This is a genomic window from Puia sp. (genome assembly GCF_036500295.1).
Lineage (GTDB): Bacteria > Bacteroidota > Bacteroidia > Chitinophagales > Chitinophagaceae > Puia.
Genome location: NZ_DASYCH010000014.1, coordinates 14,577 through 33,391, shown reverse-complemented (window position 1 = coordinate 33,391; position 18,815 = coordinate 14,577). Strand labels below are relative to the sequence as shown.

The window sequence follows — 18,815 nt, the reverse complement described above, 5'->3', positions numbered from 1 at the left end:
CGACAGCTGACCCGAAAGGATAGATCGAACGGCCCATCGCTTCTGTTTAATACTGTACTTGACTCTTTTATCCATAAAAATGCCCCTAAAATGTGTCTAACATTTTGGGGGCATATCATTCGGGGCTTTTTTATTTGCAGTTACGGAAGGAGTCGAACCCCCCTAGAAGGTAATGCGGACCTCCGCCTCGCCGCTCGGCCACGTAACTCGTATGGTCGCCGGCTCGGGTGCCGGCCATGAATATGACCGCAAAATAGGGTGAAAATATTAGTCTACCAAAATTATAGACTATTAAATTTTAAGGGCGGTTATCCACGCAGCGTTAGGCTGCGGCCGGAATGCCTTTCGGCAACGCCGGGCTGGCGGCTGGCTCAGGGCCGGACAGCGCCTGTATCGGAACCGAACGGCCGCGAACCTATACTAATTTATAAGCAATTGATCCTGACGGGCGCCATTATCCGGCATTGAATTGGTGGCGGAATGGTACCAACAAAACCCTCCTCATGTTCAAAAGCTACTGGACCATCGCCTGGCGGACCCTCTCCCGCAATAAGCTCTATACGCTGATCAATGTGCTGGGGCTGACCCTCGGCCTGGCGGCCTGCCTGGTCATCTGGGTCATCACACAATATGAATTCAGCTTTGACAAGGATCACCCCGATGCCGGGCGGATCTACCGGCTCAATTCCTATTTCCCGTTTGTGCCGGGCGAACCGGAAACAAGGATCCCCGCCGTTGCGGCCGAACTGCCGCCGGCCGTGCGGAAGAATATTCCGGGAGTGGAGACGGTGGCGCCGTATTTCCTGCTGCAAGACGGCATCGCGACGATCGCTGCGATGGATAAACGAACGACCCGGTTCGATGCGCAAGCGATCTTTGCGGGCGCCGACTACCTGACGATCCTGCCCTACCAGGGGCTGGCGGGGGATGCGCGATCGACGCTGGAGCAGCCGTTCAGCGTGGTGCTTACGGAGAAAAAGGCCCGGCTTTATTTTGGTTCGGGGCCGCTGGAAGGGATGATCGGGCGGGAGGTGATCTATGACGACAGCCTGCGGGTCCATGTCGGCGCCATCGTCCGGGACTGGGCGGGGCATACGGACTTCCCCTATACGGAGTTGATCTCCGTTTCCACGGCGGCGCGCTGCTGGCTGGGCGATCAATATGGGCTGCGGGGGGCGCCGGTAAAGGGGATCCCGAGCGCGGACCGGGTGCTGATCAAACTGGCGGCGGGAGCCGATCGACCTACCGTGAGTGCGGCGTTGACCGCGCTGTTCGATCGGGAGTTCAAGGATAGGATCGCGACGCGGGTAGAGATGCAGGCCCTCCGGGATATCCACTTTTCTGCCGGCGCCCCGGAGGCTACCGCCCGCACCTCCCAATTATCCACGCTGTATGCCTTGCTGGGCATCGCTATCTTTATCCTGGTGCTGGCCGTCATCAACTACGTCAACCTGGCGACGGCCCAATCGCTGACAAGGGAGAAAGAGATCGGTATCCGTAAGATCATGGGCAGCGCCAGGGCGAACCTCGTCCTGCAGTTGCTGGCCGAGACCTTCCTGCTGACGGGCGTGGCGGGGCTGGCGGCCGTCTTCCTGGTAACACCGGTCCTCGGCGCTTTTCACGAGTTTATACCCCCTCAATTAAAATATGATCCGCTGGCGCCGGCCAACCTGCTCTTTCTTTTGGGGATGATGGCAGCGACAACTCTACTTGCCGGCATGTATCCCGCGCAGAAGCTATCGGCCTTCTCGCCGATGCTCAGCCTTAAGGGTGCGGCGGCCCCCAGGGGGACCGGTAAATGGTGGTTCCGAAAGGGGCTGATCGTGTTTCAGTTTACGGTATCGCTGCTTTTTATCATCGGCACCCTGGTCATCGGCCGGCAGATCCGATTTATGCTGAATACGGACCTGGGCTTTAACCGCGATGCGGTGGTGCTTCTCGATACGGGAGAAAGCCGCGACAGCGTCGGCAATGTCAAACTGCTGGCCGAATCGCTTCGCCACCTGCCGGGTGTAAGCGCCGTGGCAAGGGAGAACATGCCGCCGATGGGGCCGGACCGGGGCGTTTTTACGATCCAATACCGGGTGCGCAGTGATGAGCGGATCGGCGTGGAAGCCATCAAGGCCGATGAGCATTTCATTCCCCTGTATCATATCCGGTTGCTGGCGGGCCGGAACCTGCTGCCAAGCGATACGCTGAAGGAGGTAGTCATCAACGAAAGCCTGTCGAAGCAGCTCGGCTTCCAGCATCCCGAGCAGGCGGTGGGTCAGCTGATCCACACCTGGAACCGGAATGTCCCGATCGTCGGAGTGGTAGGCGACTTCCAGGAATTTTCGTTCCATGAGGCTATTCAGCCCACGCTGATCGCCGCAATGGCCTGCACCGACCTGGCTCTGCGGCTCGACGTCAGGGACAGGCCGGCGTCGGAGGCGCGGGCGATCCTTGCCCGCGTGGAGCGACGCTGGAAAGAGTTCTATCCGCACAAGCCCTTCGAGTATAACTTCCTGGATGAATGGATCGCCCAGCTCTTTCAACGCGAGAAGACGATGGAATGGCTGATGAATACCGCTACCGCGATCACGATCTTTATCAGTTGCATCGGCCTCTTTGGACTGACGCTGTTCACCACGGCGCGGCGTACCCGGGAGATCGGCATCCGCAAGGTGCTGGGCGCCGGGATAGGGGATATCGTGACCTTGCTGGGCCGGGATTTTGTGGTGCTGATCGGCATTGCGCTGGTGATCGCTTCGGCCCTCGGCGGGTGGCTGATGCACCGCTGGCTGGAAGACTTCGTCTATCGCGTGCGCATCGGAGTGGACATCTTTCTGCTGGCCGGCGCGGTGCTCCTTTTCATCACGATCCTGACCATCGGTGTGCAGTCGCTGAAGGCGGCACTCGTCAACCCCGCGGAGAGCCTGCGAACGGACGGATGATTTGTCCACATTTTTTAAGAAAGTGTTATAAAATAAAAAGATGATGGGTTCGTTTTGGAATATCTTTGCCTGACTAAAACATCGGGCTGGTAAACTATGGCAATCAACGAGATGAGAAACGAATCCAGAGTAAGAAACAGTAGTGCCTATACGACTTTGAGGGCGGCATTTGTGGCCGGGGTCTGTGGGCTGATCGTGCTGACAGCCTGTAATAACGGCAGTTCGGCAAAGGGGAAATCCGATTCGGCGAAGGCGACGGCCGGCAGGTCGGCTGTAAAGGATACGGTTCCGGCCGAAGCTGCTCCGGCGGCAATATCGAGAGGTCCCGTGGATACGGCGCTGTACAACCGGCTGATGCTGCGCCTGGCGAACGGAGACTCATCGGGTCGTTGGCCAGTGAAAGGGGTATATCCCAATTCAGGGGCGATCCTTCCTTTCAATCGGATCATCGCCTATTATGGTAATCTTTATAGCAAACGCATGGGGGTCCTGGGTGAATATCCGCCTGATGAAATGCTCAGGATGCTTAAGGGCGAAGTAAAGAAATGGCAGGCGGCAGATCCTTCGATCCCGGTCATTCCCGCGCTTCATTATATTGCGGTAACCGCACAGGGCAGCGGCGGCAAGGATGGAAAATACCGGGCGCGTATGCCTTTCAAGCAGATCGACTCGATCCTGCATATGGCGGCAAGGATCAATGCGCTTGTTTTCCTGGATGTGCAGGTAGGCTTTTCGAATGTAGAGTCGGAGATACCCCTTCTGGAAAAATATCTGAGCATGCCCAATGTCCATTTAGGCATCGATGCGGAATTTGCCATGAAGCCCGGAATGAGAGTGGGTAAAAACGTGGGTACGTTCGATGCTTCCGATGTCAACTGGTGTACCGAGTATCTGACAAAACTGGTGAAAGCGCATAACCTGCCGCCCAAAGTCTTTATTGTACACCGTTGGACGCAAAAAATGATCACCAACTACAAGCAGATCCGCCTGCGACCCGATGTCCAGATCGTCATGGATATGGATGGATGGGGCCCCCAGCAGTTGAAGATGGATACGTATAAGAACTATGAATGGGCTCAACCGGTCCAATTCACCGGGTTCAAGCTGTTCTATAAAAATGACATCAAGACGCTTGCGAAGGTCAAATATGCGGCTACTACGCTGATGACCCCCAAGCAGGTACTGGCGCTGAAGCCGAGCCCGATCTATATTCAGTATCAATAGCGATTACGGCAGATTGCGGCCCTGGGAGCCGCGGCCACGATTCTTCTCGAAGTAAGCATCGAGTGAAAGCGGTCCGCCCCCTTCTATCACAAAAAGGATCATCAGCAGCAGGCTCAGGATGGCCAGACCCAGTTCGGAGTCGGGTGCAAAGCTGCCTTTCTGTGCATTGATAAAGATGATGGCTCCAACGAGGATGGGTAGCTGCAGCAGGGCGATGACGCGCGTCCAGAGACCGACCGTCAGCATAAATCCACCCAACAGGTTGGCCCAGGTGATGAGTAGCGGCAGCCAGTGGGTCTGGTTCTCCGCGAGGCTTGCGCTGCCATAAAGAAGGCGGTCGAGCAGGGTGGTGTCCCGCACAAAATTGATCCCCTTTGCAAAGAGAAATAAGCCGACCGCGATGCGGACGACTACCAGCCATCGCGGATGATGGGTGGCGCCCCAGTGTCGTATATCTTGTAAGATTGTCATAGTTATGCCTTTAGATACCTTCATCGCCGCAATTGCCGTGCCTTATTACAGCCTTTTAATCAAATATTTAGGGGATTCTTCATAGCCCTGGCGGTAGTAGAATTCGTGGGCCCGGGTGCGGCGCGTATGGCAGTGGACCTCGAGGAGGACGCAGCCTCTTTCCCGGGCCAGCCGGGTCGCTTCGGCTTCGAGTTCGCGGCCGATGCCGCGGCTGCGCGCCTGTTCGTCGACGGCGAAATAGCTGATGCGGGCGAAATCGCCCTTGAGCGCGATCTGGGGGATGAAGTGGAGGGAGAGGAGGGCGAGGATGCTCCCGGTAGGTGCGCCGGCAGCGGGCGGGATGGCCGGGCTGGAGGATCCCGCGGCGCGCGGGGTGGCTGCCATGGCCGGGTCGGCGGTGGGTGGCTCGGTGGTTGGGGCTGCCATGGCCGGGTCGGCGGCGCGCGGGGTGGCTGCGACGCCGGCGGGAGGTTCGGCCCAGACGAGGAGCATTTCGGCGGGGTCCGTGAGCATGGATTGGAGGCGGGCGGCCAGAAAGGCTTCCGTTCCGGGATATTCCAGTTGGTTGAGAAGGCGGCTGATGCCGGGGGCATCAGCCGCGGTTGCTAATCGGATCATGAGCGGTTATTTTGCGCCGAGCCAGTTTTTGCGAAACTGCTGGACGGCCGCGGTTACCGGCTGGCCGGCCTGCTCAAAGGTCACCACGGAAACGACGGGGTTCTCCCGGACGGTGATGGTTCCTTTCTTTTCTTCCGTGCGATGGAGGTAGCGGATGGGTACGGCCGTCCCGGGGTGCAACTTCGCCAGGATGGCATTCAGTTCGCCCACGGTGCGGGTATCCTGGTTGTCGACGGCCAGGATCTTGTCGTCGATGTCGAGACCGGCCTCATACAGGGGCGTCCCCCGGAGGGTATTCGTCTCGATGATAAGCCCTTCCTTTTCGGCGAACGTCCGGGCTGTGCTGCCGATCCACGCCTTGCCGGCATCGGTCTTTTTCAGCAGAAACCCTGCCGGCGCCAGGAGGGCGTTGTAGTCGATGGCCTCGTGGCCGTAGATATAGTTAGCGAAGTATTCTTCGGCAAATTTCTTGTCCCCGGTAAAAGAGGCAAGGACATCCTGGAGGCCGCCTACGTTGTAGGGGATCTCGGGTTTGCCGAACTTCTTCCAGGCGGCGGCCATATACTCGTCGAGGGTCTTGTTGAACCGGGTGCGTAACTGGAGGTCGAGCGCCAGGGCGATGCTCCCGCCATACGGATAGTAGGAGGTGAAGATATTCGGGAAATTGGTCTTGTCCACGGCGATGCCGGCGTCGGTGAAGACGGCCTCTTCACTGGCCTGAACGGGGGAATAGTTTCGTGCGCCGGGGGTATTCATCTTGGTATTGATCAGCCCCGCGACGGTGCGCTTGACATAGTCGGTATCCCGGAGATAACCGGCGCGTTCGACCAGCAGGTCACCGTAATACTGGGTGAAGCCTTCGGCGAACCAGAGTTCGTAGCTCATATCGCTCTTCTCGAAGTTGAAGGGTTCGAGGGTCTTGGGCCGGATACGCTTGACATTCCAGCAGTGAAAGAATTCGTGGGCGAAGACGTCGAGAAGGCGATCGTCCCCGTGAAAGGCGATCGGGACGCTGATCATGGTCGAGTTGCGGTGTTCCATGCCGTCGCCGTGTACGTAGGGGTTGATGCTGGCCAGAAAGGTATAGGTGCCGTAGTCGTAGGCGGGTGTTTCGCCAAAGACGGCCTGGGCCTGACGGACGACCTTTTGCACTTTTTCGCTAAACGCCGTGAACGTGGTGTCGTCGCCACCGCCGTCGAGAGCGATGCGGAACTTGTAGGCCTTACCATCGGGGTTCTTCACCTCCCATCCGCGGTAGCGCAGCGGACCGATCTTCGTTGGGCAGTCCATAAAATACTGGAAGTTGCGGGCGAGGAAAGTGAGGCTGTCGCCCGTGGGCTGGAGTTGGGTCGCCACGGTCCAATGCCACTCTGGCGGAACATTGAAATGGATGGTGATCGGCGTGTTGTCTGCGCCTTTGAGCCAGAGAAACGCGCCGGGCATGTTGAAATGAACATTGGTCGGATCGAGGCCGACATAGGTGCCGTCGGCATAGTTGCCATAAAGCGTATACTGGAGGCGGATGTAACCATTGTAGCGGCTGACCTCATAGACATCACCGTCTGTACGGTTGACGGTGAGGGCTTTGCCGTTTTGATCGGTGGCCTTCAGGTCGTAGATATTCTTGCCGAATTCATGGGTGGCATAGCGGCCGGGCGAGGACCGGCTCATGCGAAAAACGGCGGTGCGGCCGTTAAGGTCGCTTACAACCATTTCCACCTGGGCTTCATGGTGTGCAAGGTTGGGAAAAGAAACGATGTAACTGATGCGTTGGGAAAAGACGGACTGGAGACCGAGGGCCAGGACCAGGACGAGAACACTCTTTTTGAAGTTCATATAAGCAATTAATAATAAGTCGAATATAGACAATTTGGCGAAAAGCCGGCAAAAAAAGGAAATGCGCGCGCGGAGAAAATGAAGGTTCCATTAAAATTCTGCGTCAATGCGTTACAGGATTTGGATGGCGACAAAATTTGAGTATATTGGGTACCGTTATCCAATATGTAATTCACTTAAACCCAAGCCTCACGTTTATGAAAAGACTTTTAACGCTGTCGCTGGCCACCGTAATGGCCATTTCTTTTTGTTCTGCTTCTTCTTCTGTCCTCCCCACTGCTTCCGCCACCAACCCCGCTCCGAGGGAGATTGTCGCCCCTGCGCCGATGGCTACGCCCGGTGTGACGGCTGCGGCGCCTGCGCAGTTGAAGGCCACGGAGATCAATGTTCCGCTGGGCAATTCCGGTAAGACGATCAACCTGCAGGAACTTTCCACGATGAAGGTGGCCGATCTGGAAAAGATGACTGGCAAGAAGATGGGCCTGCTCAACCGGCTCGAATTCAAGTTGGCGCAAAAGAAATTGCGTCATTCGATCAATGCGGATGGCACGATCAACAACAAGAAACTGGCGATGCTGGCTGCAAAAGATGGCAGCGGCGAGACCGGTTTTCATGCCGGTGGTTTCTTCCTTGGCTTATTGCTGGGGCTGATCGGGGTGCTGATCGCGTATCTGATCAATGATGAGAAGAAACACAACCGCGTGAAGTGGGCGTGGATCGGCTGGGGCGTATGGGTCGTCCTGCTGATTGCGATCCTTATCTAAGGCATCATCTACCTGACAATACCGCGCCGCTGCTTTTTGCAGCGGCGTTTTATTTTTGCGGGGCAACGCGTTCGTTGGGTTGACCGGCGGCGTTTTATTTTTGCTGGAGCTTGCGGACGACGATATAGCCGAGGATGCAGAGGGCGATGACGAGGATGACGGCGAGGAGCCCCCAGGGGTCTTCCTTGAGGCGGCGTTTGAGGCGGCGTTGTTTCTTTTTCTCCAGCGTTTTTTGCATGGCCGCGTTGAGCTCGTCGACATAGGCCTGCATGTTCTTTTTGTTGCCGATCTGCTGGAGGCCTTCGACGGCGTCGTCGAGGAATTCGCTCTCGGCCAGGGCCCGCTCCACCTCATGCAGCTCTTCGCCCGTAAGCTTGCCGCTGAGATAGTCCATCAACTGCTGGTTGTCGATGTCCTTGTTGCTGTTGGCTAATATGTTGAGCAGGTCCTTGTTCATCGCTGAGCGCCCTCCCGGGCCTTTTTTTCGATCGCTATTTTTAGGTTTCGTTTACCGTTTTGGATATAACTTTTTACCTGCATTAACGAAAATCGGGTCTGGTCGGCTATTTCCTGGTAGCTCTTTTTTTCCAGATAGAACAAAATTACGCAGAGTTTTTGCTCTTTTCCCAATTCTTCCAGGGCCTGGTCCATCCAAAGCAGCAGCTGTTCTTTCTCCCAGTGCAGGTTTTTGCCGGGTTCCTCGTCCCAGGCGGCCAGAAGGGAGTCGGTGAGTTCGGCGGACCGGCCGTGCTGGTCGCGCAGTTTCATCAGGCAGTGGTTTCGGGCGATGGTGTAGATCCAGGATTTGAAATATTCGACCCGGTATTTGGCCAGTTCGGTAATGACCTTTACGAATATCTGTTGTACACAATCGCGGGCTTCTTCTTCCTCCCGGACGTACTTCATGCATACCCCGAGAAGAAGTAAGGTGTATCGTTGGAGGAGGGAGCCCAGCCATTCGTTGTTGTGGTCCTCATAAAAACGGGCCAGCAACTCCTGGTCGGTCATATGGTGGAAAGGGTCTTTCTTCACGGTATTACTAAGATGCAAAACGTCCAAAATTGCATAAAATTTTGCCAACGGCGCAGACTTATTTAATTGGACGGAGTCCAATTCGCCTGGCGGCTGTTAAGCCCGGCAGGCAGACATTAGCCGGATTGCGGTTAAAAATTATTTTTTGCCAATTTTTAATCGCAATTTTCTAATTTACCGTATGATCAGAGCAATTTGTTGCGTTCCTGTGAGCCCGTTGAGGGCCGAACCTTCCCACCGGACAGAAATGGTTAGTCAGCTGATCTTTGGCGAGTGTTGCGAGGTGCTCGAGCAGGGCAAAGAATGGAGCCGGGTTCGGATGCGGTATGATGGCTATGAAGGATGGTGTACTTCCACGCATTTGACGGAGATAGACGAGAATGAATATGAGACGGGGGGCACTCCGCTGACGCCGGAGTGGGTGACCGCGCTGGAATATAACGGGCATCCGATGATGGTGCCGATGGGCAGCCATCTGACGGCGATGAAGAATGGCCGGGCGCATTGGCGGAAGAATCAGGTCCACTACAAGGGCAAGACCTGGGACCCGGCCAGTGCGGCGCTGGATGTGAAAGCGATCCGCCAGCTGACCTATAAATTCCTGAACATCCCCTATCTCTGGGGTGGGAAATCCGTTTTTGGTTTTGATTGCAGCGGGTTCGTGCAGACCGTGTATAAGTTCCTCGGTGTGTCGGTGCTGCGGGACGCCTATCAGCAGGCCACGCAGGGCGAGGGCGTTGGTTTCCTGGAAGAGACGAAGACGGGGGATCTGGCCTTTTTTGACAATGAAGAGGGGCGGATCACGCATGTGGGCATCCTCTTGAATCCGCAGGAGATCATCCATGCTTCGGGGAAGGTGCGGATCGACAAGATCGATAATATGGGGATCGTACGCTCGGAGGACCATCAGCGGACGCATCATCTCCGGACGCTTCGGCGACTATTGGCGCCGGCTGACAAGTAGCCAACGGCGTTTGTCACTTATCGAAGAACAGGACTTTGGCGGCGATGAGCAGCAGAGCGATGGCAAATACTTTCTTCAGCATCGTCTCGGAAAGACTAAGGGACAGTTTGCTTCCCAGGAAGCCGCCGACGAGGAACCCGACAAACAGCAGCAGCACTACTTTCATATCGATATAGCCCCTCTTATAGTAGTTCAGCACCGCGAAGATCCCGGCGGGCAGCAGCAGGATGCCGAGGGAGGTTCCCTGGGCCTGGTGTTGGCTGAATCCGAGTACGAAGACAAGGGCGGGGACGATGATGACGCCGCCGCCGAGGCCCACGAGGCCGCTTAGCATGCCCGCAAGCAGGCCCACCAGTACCAGCAGAGCAATCGTTTGAACAGACATAAGCAATCGTTTTGTGTGGCCGCACTGCGCCGGGTTTTGGGCGCCGGCCCGCACCCGAAACCCCTATTTATTCCGGAACATATCGTCGTAGAGCTTTACCGCGTCTTCGACGACCTTGAGGGCGGTTGACTTATCCCCAAACTCCTCCACGACCACGGTTTTGTTTTCCAGCTTCTTGTATTCTTCAAAGAAATGGCGCAGTTCTTCAAAGAAATGTTTCGGCAGTTCTTCGAGGTTGCTGTAGTGATTGACGCCGGGGTCATTCGCCGCGACGGCGATGATCTTGTCATCGGCATCACCGCTGTCGACCATCTGCATGACGCCCATCACCTTTGCTTCCATCAGGCACAGCGCCTGAACGGGTAGGGAGGTGATGACGAGGATGTCGAGGGGGTCCTTGTCGTCGCCATAGGTCTGCGGGATAAAGCCGTAGTTAACGGGATAGTAGAAAGAGGAATAGATGACCCTGTCCAGTTTCAGCAGGCCGGAATCCTTATCGATCTCGTATTTGCAGCGGGAGCCCTGGGGGATCTCGATGATCGCGTTGACGACCCGGGGGGCGTTTTTTCCAACTGGCACGCCGTGCCAGGGATGTGAGACTGTCATCATAGTTTTTATGTTGCTCAAATTTAGGCAATGCAGGGTGATGCGTGAAATTTCATTTGGCAGCGATCGCGGGCTGGCGTCTGGCGCTAGTTGGCGTCCAACGCGGGTTGGCGTCTAATGATGACGGCCATTGAGGATCTCTTTGAGATCGACCAGCCATTCGCCCTTGATGCGGACGACGTGGATGGTGGTGGTGTCTTTCTTATAGGAATTGGCATAGGTATAGCTGGTGACGGAATCGTTCAGCGGGTGGATGTCGAGGGGAAGAATACTGGCATCGCGGTATTTTTGCTGATCGTCACCGGACATGCGATCGTAGTCTTTTTTCCACTTGGCGAACATCATTTTGTTGGTGGAGTCGGTGTAGAGGTAGAAAGAGGCTTTTTCGTAGTTGCCATCGAGTGAGGCGCGGATGAATTCGCGGCCGGCGTCCTGTGCATCTTCGGCTTTCTTGTAGGATTTGTCGCTATTGCAGGCGACGAACAGGAGGACCGCGGCGGGGAGCAGGATTTTTTTCATCATGAGGATAAAGGTAAAGAAAAAACCCGCCTGACGGCGGGCCCTTCGACTATTTTGGTTTTTCTATCGGGTTTCTTCTTCTTTTTTGTCTTTCTCGTAGGCCTTGATGATGGCTTTTACGAGACGGTGACGGACGACGTCTTCTTCGTCGAGTTCGATATGGGCGATGCCGTCGATCCCCTTGAGGATATAGAGGGCTTTGGCCAGACCGCTTTTCTGATTCTTCGGCAGATCGATCTGGGTAAGGTCGCCCGTGATGATGGCCTTTGCGTTGGCGCCGATGCGGGTGAGGAACATCTTCAATTGCAGGTCGGTGGCGTTTTGCGCCTCATCGAGGATGATAAAGGCGTTGTCCAGCGTCCGGCCGCGCATATAGGCGAGCGGGGCGATCTCGATGGTGCGGGTGCTCATGTAGTAGCCGAGTTTGTCGGCGGGGATCATGTCATCCAGGGCATCATAGAGGGGCCGCAGATAGGGATCGATCTTCTCTTTGAGATCACCGGGGAGGAAACCGAGGCTTTCGCCGGCTTCCACGGCAGGACGGGTGAGGATGATCTTCTTGACCATCTTGTTCTTGAGGGCCCTCACGGCGAGCGCTACCGCAGTGTAGGTCTTACCGGTACCGGCAGGACCGATGGCGAAGACGATGTCGTTCTTCTCTCCGGCGCCGACCATCCTTTTCTGGTTGATCGTCCGGGCGCGAACGGTCTTGCCATTCGGACCAAATACAAGGATATCGTTGGGATGCCGGTCGACAAAATGATCTACCGTCTCGGCATCGTCACCGCCCAGTATCTGCTCGAAATAATTCTCGCTAACATGTCCGTTTCGTTCCAGGTATTGCACCAACAAATCGATTTTTTCCTTGGCTATCTCCACTTGCTCCGGCGACCCGCTCAATTTTATTTGCTTACCGCGTGACAGGATTTTCAATAGGGGAAACTTTTTCTTCAGGATGTCCAATTTGCCGTTATTTACGCCGAAAAATTCAATGGGGTTAACGGTTTCCAGGTTGATAATTGTCTCAGTCAATTCAATTCTTTTTAGATTCTGAAATCGGATTATTTTGATCGAACTCCGTCCGATCCGGGATTATTTGCTGCCGGATCCTGTCCGGTCGAGGTACTGTCCGGGTATTGGGGGGAGCTTTTGCTCTTCTACCAAATATAACCCTGACAGTCCTTTTTTCCTCGTAATTCTTATTAACAGCGTGTGAATAGTGTCTGATCGGTTTTTTTTATTAAGTTTGCCTTGCAGCTTTCCCTTACGTCCAGAGTGTACTACCGACGACGCTGAATCCCTCAAAAGAAAATAACAATTTGACTTACGACTTGGTTCGTAAGTGCCCGGATTTTTATTAGGGCCCCCTGACTCTAAAGAGTACGCCGACAATGAAATTTTATTGCATTGCAACCTGGTTAATGGCTTTTTTTATAGGCTTTTGCGGCGACGCGCGGGCGCAGAAGACAGTTGGGACCGTGCAGGTGGATTCCCTGAACCGGTTGGCGCATGCCTATTACGGGATCAGCGCCGACAGCGCCTTTCGGTATGGCCGGGCCGCCCAGACAGCGGCGCAGAAGATGGGGTATCGCAAGGGCGAGGCGGAAAGCTGGCGGATGCTTGGGAATACCTATGAGATGATCGGGGACTATGTAAACATGCTCACCTCCTACCAGCATTCGCTGGACATCGCCGAACAGATCGGTAACAGTTCACTGATAGCCAAGGTGAATGTGAATTTTGCCCTCTTTTACAAACAACAGGAAGAATACGACAAGGCGCAATTGCTGATGAAGAAGGTGCGCGAGATCTACCGGCGGGGCGGCGATACGGTGCAGGCGGCGTACATTGCCAACGACCTGGCTGACATCGCGCTGCGGGCGGGTAAATATGACGAGGCGCTGCAGTATGCGGAAAGCGCGGTCAAGGGCGCGCGCGGCGCGGGAGACGAGATCAATGTAGCCACTTATAACAATGACGTCGGCCGGATCCTGGCGGCCAGGGGCGATTATACTGGGGCGCTTAGCCACTATCTCGAGTCGCTGAGCTTTTACCAGCACCGGAACGAATTACTGGGGATGACGGCCACCAAGAGCCTGGTCTCGCAGGTGTACCTCCAGCTGAAGGATTATCCCCGGGCGTTGCGGTACGCCAATGAAGCGTTTCAGGTCGCGAGCACGATCCGGCGCAAGCCCGAGCTGCAGGTGTCGGCCCGGGTACTGGCCGATATCTATGAGGCCAAGGGGGATTATCGCAATTCATTGCGCTATTTCAAGGTCTACAAGGATTATTCCGACAGTTTGTTCAACGATCAGTCCCGCCAGCAGATCGTCGCGCGAACCGCCCAATATGACTATGAGAAACAAACTATGCGGCTCCGCGAGGCGCAGGCAGCGAAGGATGCCGCCTACGAGGCGAAGCTGCGCAGGGCGGAGTTGGTGGTGTGGGGGATCGTGGCGATCCTGGCCGTTCTTTGCCTGGTGGGGTTTATTCTGCTGAGAGGGCAGGCTGTAAACAAAAAGATGAATCTGTTGCTGCTGGAGAAGAATGAGAAGATCGAGGAACAGGCCGTTCAGCTCCTGCTGAGCAACCAGCAAAAGGATAAGCTGTTTACCATCGTCGCGCACGATCTGCGGGGACCGTTGAATTCCCTGAAGGGACTGCTCGATCTTCTCAAGGAAAAACGGCTGTCCGAACAGGAGATAAACACGATGATGAGCGAGCTCAGGGATAACGTGGATCATTCTTCCGAGCTGGTGGGCAACCTGTTGTTTTGGGCAAGCAGTCAGCTCAACGGGGCGGTGATCGTGCCGGTGCTGCTGGAGCTGAACGAGGTGGTGCAGGATGTGTTCGGGCTTTTTGCGCAGCAGGCCAAAGAGAAGAATGTGTTTTTGCGGATGGAGATGGCGCCGATGCTGGTGGGCTTCGCCGATAAGGATATGATGCAGGTGGTGATCCGTAATCTCGTGAGCAATGCCATTAAATTCAGCAGCAGCGGAGGCGTCGTGACGGTCAACGGTTGCCGGAAGTCGGCGGAGATCGAGATCGTCGTGACGGATAATGGGATCGGAATGCGGGCGGATGCGCTGGATAGGATCCGGCGGAAAGAAAGTTTTACCAGTTATGGAACAGCTAAAGAGAAAGGGACCGGTCTGGGTATCCTGCTCTGTCATGAGTTTGCGCTGGCAAACAAAGGGAGGTTCTTTGTGGAGAGTGAGTGGGGTAAGGGCAGCCGCTGCTATTTTACCATTCCCGCAGCGCCCAATTCTTCCTCGATGAGATTATGAAAAACGGCCTCGTTCTCCCAGATCCAGGCCGGCAGTTGTTGCTTGATGATCTTCCAGACGCCATCTTCACGTTGCATTCTCAGAACGATACGGTTGCCACGATCGTCACTTACGTCAACGGTGAATAGCCCTTCCTGCAGCCCGTTCGATTTGCGGAAGTTGAATTCCCGCAGCCGGCCGTCGGCTTTAACCAGTTTGGTGAATTGAATGTTTCGAATGAATTGTATTTGCATAAGGCTCCCTTTGAATTTGTATTAACAATTCTCATGCTAAGGTCGGGGCAGGTCTCTTAAAGAATAGTGAATTTTTTTACGATGGGGATAGGCGGACGACTACAAAAATAGTAAAAAACCCTCGCCGCAGAAGGTGAATTTTGAGAAATAGTTGTCCCCATTATCTATTTTGAGGGCTTTTCTTTGCATATCCTTTTTTACTATGGCTACATCGATCATCATCATTGGAGCGGGGGCCGCGGGACTGCAGGCAGGGCGTCGACTGGCCGAAGCGGGTCACCGGGTCATCCTGCTGGAGGCGGCGGCGGAACCGGGGGGCCGGATCCTTCGTTTGACGCCCAAGGGCTTTTCGGCGCCCGTTGAGGGTGGAGCGGAGTTCATCCATGGATCCTTGCCGTTCAGCCTTCGGCTGGCCCGGGAGTCGGGTACCGGTTTGCAGCCGGTGAAGGCGTTGATGGTCCGGCGGACGAAGGGCTCGGCCTGGGACAGCGGGGAGGAAGGGGAAGCAGGGGCGGATTGGGGGATGCTGATGGCGGCCATGGCGGAATTGACGGACGACATCCCGATCGCGGCCTTCCTGGTGCGGCATTTTCCCGGCGAGCGCTGGAGCCAGCTGCGGGAATCCGTCCGGCGGTTTGCGGAAGGCTATGATCTGGCCGATCTGCATCGGGCGAGCACCCGGGCGCTATACAGGGAGTGGTCGGCTGAGGAAGACGAGGTGGAATGGCGGCCAGTGGGGGGATACCGCCCCATGATCGATTTCCTGGTAGCGGAATGCCGCCGGATGGGAGCCGAACTCCATTATTCCTCCCCGGTGACCGATATCTCCTGGGAAAAGGGCCGGGTAGCCGTGACAACAGCCGGGGGCCGGGTCTTTGAAGCCGGCCGGCTTGTCGTATCGGTTTCGCTTGGGGTGCTGGAAACGGGGGGATTGCATTTTCATCCCGTGCTGCCGGAAATGGAAGCGGCGGTCAAGCGGCTGGGCTATGGGTCCGTGGTCAAGATCCTACTGGAGTTTACCCATCCTTTCTGGCTAGAAAAGAAGCCCAGGGACCAGACGCTCTTTATCCTCAGCGATCAGCCCGTCCCCACCTGGTGGACGCAGGTGGATGAGGATAGCCGGGTCCTTACGGGATGGCTGGCGGGCGAGGCCATGAAGCGGTGGCAACAGCTGGGGGAAGCGGCGAGGCTGGACAGTTGTCCGGAGAGTCTGGCGGGGATCTTTTTGGTCGAAGTGGAATGGCTGCGTAAGCAGCTCGTCGCTTCGCTGATGCTGGACTGGGCAGGTGCGCCGTTTGTCCGGGGCGGCTACAGCTTTGAGACCGTGGAGGCGGCGGAAAGCCGGGCCTTGTTGGGCAAGGGTATTGCCGATACGATCTTTTTTTGCGGGGAGGCCTTTTATGAAGGTGAGGAGGCGCCGGGAACGGTGGAAGCGGCGTTGCAAAGCGGGGATGAAGCGGCGGGCAAAATAATACGCGCAAGATGGTAGGCGCAAGATGGTAGGCGCAAAATAATAATAGCGCAGTCTTAACCGCGCTATTATACGACAGTGATCACGGGTGCGTCAGTGTTCACGGGTGCGACAGTCGTCAGGGTCGGATAGGTCAGGGCACGGGTCTGCACCCTAAGCGTATTGATCTCTCAGCGACCGGACCTCCTCGTGCGAGGCTTGCAGTGTATCCTGCTGCCGGTTGAGCAGGTCGTGGATAAAGGCAGGCAAATCATGTTTCATGGCCGTCAGGTATGCCCGTTGGGCGGCGTCCTCGACGGCTTCACAATTAGCCAGGATAGTATGACGGTTGTGACCGCTGAAGACAGCCTTCACTTCCATCCAGGCCCGGTATATTTTCCCCGATGTGGTGGTGCCTTGTTCGATCTCGGCCCCGAGTGTCTGGACCTCCGTGGCAAGGGCTATTTTCATCCGGTGGCTTTCGGCGACCATCGAGGCGAAGAGGATTTTCAGGTCGCTGTCCTCCGGTTTTGTATCACGGATAGCTTTTTCGTAGCCGATGATCCGATCGTTATTTATCTGGATGAGATCATTCAGTACTTCTATCGTATCTCTTGTATTTTGCATAACCGCTGTTTTGAGTAAAAACAACAAAATCATGCCAGGCGAAATAGGCGGGCGGGAGGGGTTGCAGGTGGCCGTGGCGGGAAATTTATTCCTCAGAAGATCTTTTTCAGTTCGACCGCTTTTCGTTGGGCAACGCAATTGCGGATAACGGTCGCGTCGATGTTGTCCAGCCGGAGTTCGACGGCGATCTTATGGAGCAGGGCTTCTTCCCGCGCGTCGAAGGCGGGGTCGTCGATGCAGAGTTCGACGCACCAGGAGTAGAGGGCGAGGTCGTTGACGGGTTTTATCAATGTGAGGAGATGACGGATGTACAGCTGTTCGTCAGGGATGTCCTGGCGATAGGAGCGGTAGATTACCAGTTGTTCCTTGACGTTTATCCTCGTGTTGAGATCGAGGGTAACCAGTTTGACCGAGAGATCGTCCATTTCCGCCTGTGTGAAGTTCTCGTCTTCGAGGCAGCAATGGAAGAAGAGATGTGCCAATGCCTGGTCCTGACTGCTGACGATGGAGGTATACATGAGCGGCGTTTACTGCTCGTACTCAAGAGTTGTGCCACCGGGCGGGCCTTCATACCGGCGAAGGCGGCTGCGCAGGCGGTTGTTCTCGGCCAGCAGTTGTTCGACCCGGCCGAGGACATGGGAAAGCGCTTCGATGCCTTCGGGGTTGATGGATAATTCATAATGCCAGCGGGCAAACTTCTCGATCACCGGGAGCTGTTCCGTCTCGAGCCAGACGGCGCCGTTGCGGATCGTCAGGACGATGAGTCCCGAGTCGTGGAGGTTCTGAAGAAAGGCGAGTTCGACGTGGTGAAAGGTGCAGAATTCGCCTGCCGGTATGAGGTCTTCGGATGACATACGAATGGGTTTTTGCTGTTATGGTTTTATTGACGCAGGTCTTTTAGTTGCCGGAAAAGCTCTTTTTCCTTTTCGCTGAGGCGGGTGGGGAGGATTAGTTCGAGGCTGACGTAGAGGTCGCCCGATTGGCCATCCTTTTTATAGACCGGGAATCCCTTTCCTTTCAGTCTTACGGTCGTGGCGTTGGGCGTTTCCGGTTTTATCTTCAGTTTGACCTTCCCGGTGAGGGTATCGACGGTGATCTCACCCCCAAGGACAGCCGTATAGAGATCGAGTGGGGCTTTCGCGTGGAGGTCGTTGCCATCTCTTGTCCAGCGCGGGTCTTCGGTGATGCTGAAGGTGATATAGAGATCGCCGTCGGGGCCGCCGTTGGCTCCGGGAGCGCCGTGTCCTTTGAGCTTGATGACCTGGCCGTTGGCTACGCCGGCAGGGATGGTGATCCGGATGTTCTTGCCGTTGACGGCGAGTACCCGCTGATGGGTGGCGGCGGCTTCCGCAAGGCTGATCTGCAGTTCGGCCTGAAAGTCCTGGCCGCGGAATTTTGCGTTGCCACCCTGGCTGCGCCGGCCCGCGCCGCCGAAGAGGGATTCGAAGAAGTCGGAGAATTCCCCGCCGTCGCCGGGTTCGAAGTCTTCGGAGTGGAAGGTGCCGCTTCCAAAGGGGTTGTCGCCACCGAATCCGCCTGCGCCCTGACCGCCGCCGCCGCGGCTGCCGGCTTCCTGCCGCGCTTTTTCAAAGGCCTCGGCATGTTGCCAGTCCTTGCCGTACTGGTCGTATTTTTTTCTTTTTTCAGGGTCGCTGAGGACCTCATTGGCCTCGTTTACCTGCTGGAATTTCTTGTTTGCTTCCTTGTCGTTGGGATTCAGGTCGGGATGGTGTTTGCGGGCCAGCTTGCGATAGGCCTTGCGGATCTCGTCCTGGGTGGCGCTCTTGTTCACTCCGAGAATTTTATAGTAGTCGATGAAATCCATGGATGGTTCTTCCTTTTTGCAAAAATAACTCTTTTTTAAAG

General features: G+C 55.9%; 20 protein-coding genes. 6 read left to right on the top strand and 14 right to left on the bottom strand.

Annotated features, from left to right (window positions below; all coding sequences use genetic code 11):
* Positions 1–503: 503 nt before the first annotated feature.
* On the top strand, positions 504–2,933 hold the full coding sequence (locus tag VGM48_RS04645; protein ID WP_331576554.1) for an ABC transporter permease: 2,430 nt from the start codon (positions 504–506) through the stop codon (positions 2,931–2,933).
* Between the two features lie 111 nt (positions 2,934–3,044).
* The gene (locus VGM48_RS04640; RefSeq protein ID WP_331576553.1) at positions 3,045–4,157 is read left to right on the top strand and encodes a hypothetical protein; all 1,113 of its coding nucleotides are present in this window, start codon (positions 3,045–3,047) and stop codon (positions 4,155–4,157) included.
* 3 nt (positions 4,158–4,160) lie between these two features.
* On the opposite strand, the gene VGM48_RS04635 is transcribed toward VGM48_RS04640, so the two are convergent.
* From VGM48_RS04635 to VGM48_RS04625, 3 genes are read right to left on the bottom strand one after another with little or no spacing between them, the layout of a single operon-like run.
* A complete protein-coding gene (locus VGM48_RS04635) occupies positions 4,161–4,628 on the bottom strand; it encodes a DoxX family protein (RefSeq protein ID WP_331576552.1) in 468 nt (155 codons plus the stop codon).
* A 45-nt stretch (positions 4,629–4,673) separates the two neighbouring features.
* On the bottom strand, positions 4,674–5,246 hold the full coding sequence (locus tag VGM48_RS04630; RefSeq protein ID WP_331576551.1) for a GNAT family N-acetyltransferase: 573 nt from the start codon (positions 5,244–5,246) through the stop codon (positions 4,674–4,676).
* A 6-nt stretch (positions 5,247–5,252) separates the two neighbouring features.
* Complete coding sequence (locus tag VGM48_RS04625) at positions 5,253–7,082, bottom strand: PDZ domain-containing protein (protein ID WP_331576550.1); 1,830 nt, start codon at positions 7,080–7,082, stop codon at positions 5,253–5,255.
* Between the two features lie 197 nt (positions 7,083–7,279).
* Between VGM48_RS04625 and VGM48_RS04620 the strand changes: the two genes are divergently transcribed.
* Positions 7,280–7,846 carry a hypothetical protein gene (locus VGM48_RS04620; protein WP_331576549.1) on the top strand — a complete coding sequence of 189 codons (567 nt, stop codon included), beginning with the start codon at positions 7,280–7,282 and terminating at the stop codon, positions 7,844–7,846.
* 94 nt (positions 7,847–7,940) lie between these two features.
* Here VGM48_RS04620 and VGM48_RS04615 read toward each other — a convergent pair whose 3' ends face one another.
* Together VGM48_RS04615 and VGM48_RS04610 are read right to left on the bottom strand one after the other, a co-directional pair.
* Positions 7,941–8,303: a hypothetical protein gene (locus VGM48_RS04615; protein WP_331576548.1), complete on the bottom strand. Its 363-nt coding sequence runs from the start codon at positions 8,301–8,303 to the stop codon at positions 7,941–7,943.
* Positions 8,300–8,896 (bottom strand): sigma-70 family RNA polymerase sigma factor, encoded by a 597-nt coding sequence (locus tag VGM48_RS04610; RefSeq protein WP_331576547.1) that lies wholly within the window; start codon positions 8,894–8,896, stop codon positions 8,300–8,302. The genes VGM48_RS04615 and VGM48_RS04610 overlap by 4 nt, the downstream gene beginning before the upstream one ends.
* Positions 8,897–9,059: 163 nt before the next feature.
* On the opposite strand from VGM48_RS04610, the gene VGM48_RS04605 reads away from it, so the two are divergent.
* Positions 9,060–9,842: a C40 family peptidase gene (locus tag VGM48_RS04605; RefSeq protein WP_331576546.1), complete on the top strand. Its 783-nt coding sequence runs from the start codon at positions 9,060–9,062 to the stop codon at positions 9,840–9,842.
* Between the two features lie 13 nt (positions 9,843–9,855).
* Here the strand turns inward: VGM48_RS04605 and VGM48_RS04600 are convergent, their stop codons facing one another.
* The 4 genes from VGM48_RS04600 to VGM48_RS04585 all read right to left on the bottom strand — a co-directional run bounded on the left by VGM48_RS04600 (position 9,856) and on the right by VGM48_RS04585 (position 12,198).
* On the bottom strand, positions 9,856–10,227 hold the full coding sequence (locus tag VGM48_RS04600) for a TSUP family transporter (RefSeq protein WP_331576545.1): 372 nt from the start codon (positions 10,225–10,227) through the stop codon (positions 9,856–9,858).
* Between the two features lie 63 nt (positions 10,228–10,290).
* Complete coding sequence (locus VGM48_RS04595) at positions 10,291–10,836, bottom strand: inorganic diphosphatase (RefSeq protein WP_331576544.1); 546 nt, start codon at positions 10,834–10,836, stop codon at positions 10,291–10,293.
* Between the two features lie 111 nt (positions 10,837–10,947).
* Entirely contained in the window at positions 10,948–11,355 is a 408-nt protein-coding gene (locus tag VGM48_RS04590) for a hypothetical protein (RefSeq protein ID WP_331576543.1), read from the bottom strand.
* A 60-nt stretch (positions 11,356–11,415) separates the two neighbouring features.
* Positions 11,416–12,198: a PhoH family protein gene (locus tag VGM48_RS04585; protein ID WP_331576542.1), complete on the bottom strand. Its 783-nt coding sequence runs from the start codon at positions 12,196–12,198 to the stop codon at positions 11,416–11,418.
* Between the two features lie 575 nt (positions 12,199–12,773).
* Between VGM48_RS04585 and VGM48_RS04580 the strand changes: the two genes are divergently transcribed.
* Positions 12,774–14,639 (top strand): tetratricopeptide repeat-containing sensor histidine kinase, encoded by a 1,866-nt coding sequence (locus VGM48_RS04580; RefSeq protein ID WP_331576541.1) that lies wholly within the window; start codon positions 12,774–12,776, stop codon positions 14,637–14,639.
* On the opposite strand, the gene VGM48_RS04575 is transcribed toward VGM48_RS04580, so the two are convergent.
* On the bottom strand, positions 14,591–14,872 hold the full coding sequence (locus tag VGM48_RS04575) for a hypothetical protein (RefSeq protein WP_331576540.1): 282 nt from the start codon (positions 14,870–14,872) through the stop codon (positions 14,591–14,593). The genes VGM48_RS04580 and VGM48_RS04575 overlap by 49 nt on opposite strands.
* A 202-nt stretch (positions 14,873–15,074) precedes the next feature.
* Here VGM48_RS04575 and VGM48_RS04570 point away from each other — a divergent pair, with 202 nt between their 5' ends.
* On the top strand, positions 15,075–16,361 hold the full coding sequence (locus VGM48_RS04570; protein WP_331576539.1) for an NAD(P)/FAD-dependent oxidoreductase: 1,287 nt from the start codon (positions 15,075–15,077) through the stop codon (positions 16,359–16,361).
* A 135-nt stretch (positions 16,362–16,496) separates the two neighbouring features.
* Here VGM48_RS04570 and VGM48_RS04565 read toward each other — a convergent pair whose 3' ends face one another.
* From VGM48_RS04565 to VGM48_RS04550, 4 genes are all read right to left on the bottom strand, one after another.
* Positions 16,497–16,949, bottom strand: coding sequence for a PA2169 family four-helix-bundle protein (locus VGM48_RS04565; RefSeq protein WP_331576538.1), 453 nt, complete (start codon positions 16,947–16,949; stop codon positions 16,497–16,499).
* A gap of 92 nt (positions 16,950–17,041) precedes the next feature.
* A complete protein-coding gene (locus VGM48_RS04560) occupies positions 17,042–17,467 on the bottom strand; it encodes a hypothetical protein (RefSeq protein WP_331576537.1) in 426 nt (141 codons plus the stop codon).
* A gap of 9 nt (positions 17,468–17,476) precedes the next feature.
* Positions 17,477–17,803 (bottom strand): chaperone modulator CbpM, encoded by a 327-nt coding sequence (locus VGM48_RS04555; protein ID WP_331576536.1) that lies wholly within the window; start codon positions 17,801–17,803, stop codon positions 17,477–17,479.
* A gap of 26 nt (positions 17,804–17,829) precedes the next feature.
* A complete protein-coding gene (locus VGM48_RS04550) occupies positions 17,830–18,774 on the bottom strand; it encodes a J domain-containing protein (protein ID WP_331576535.1) in 945 nt (314 codons plus the stop codon).
* Positions 18,775–18,815: the final 41 nt, after the last annotated feature.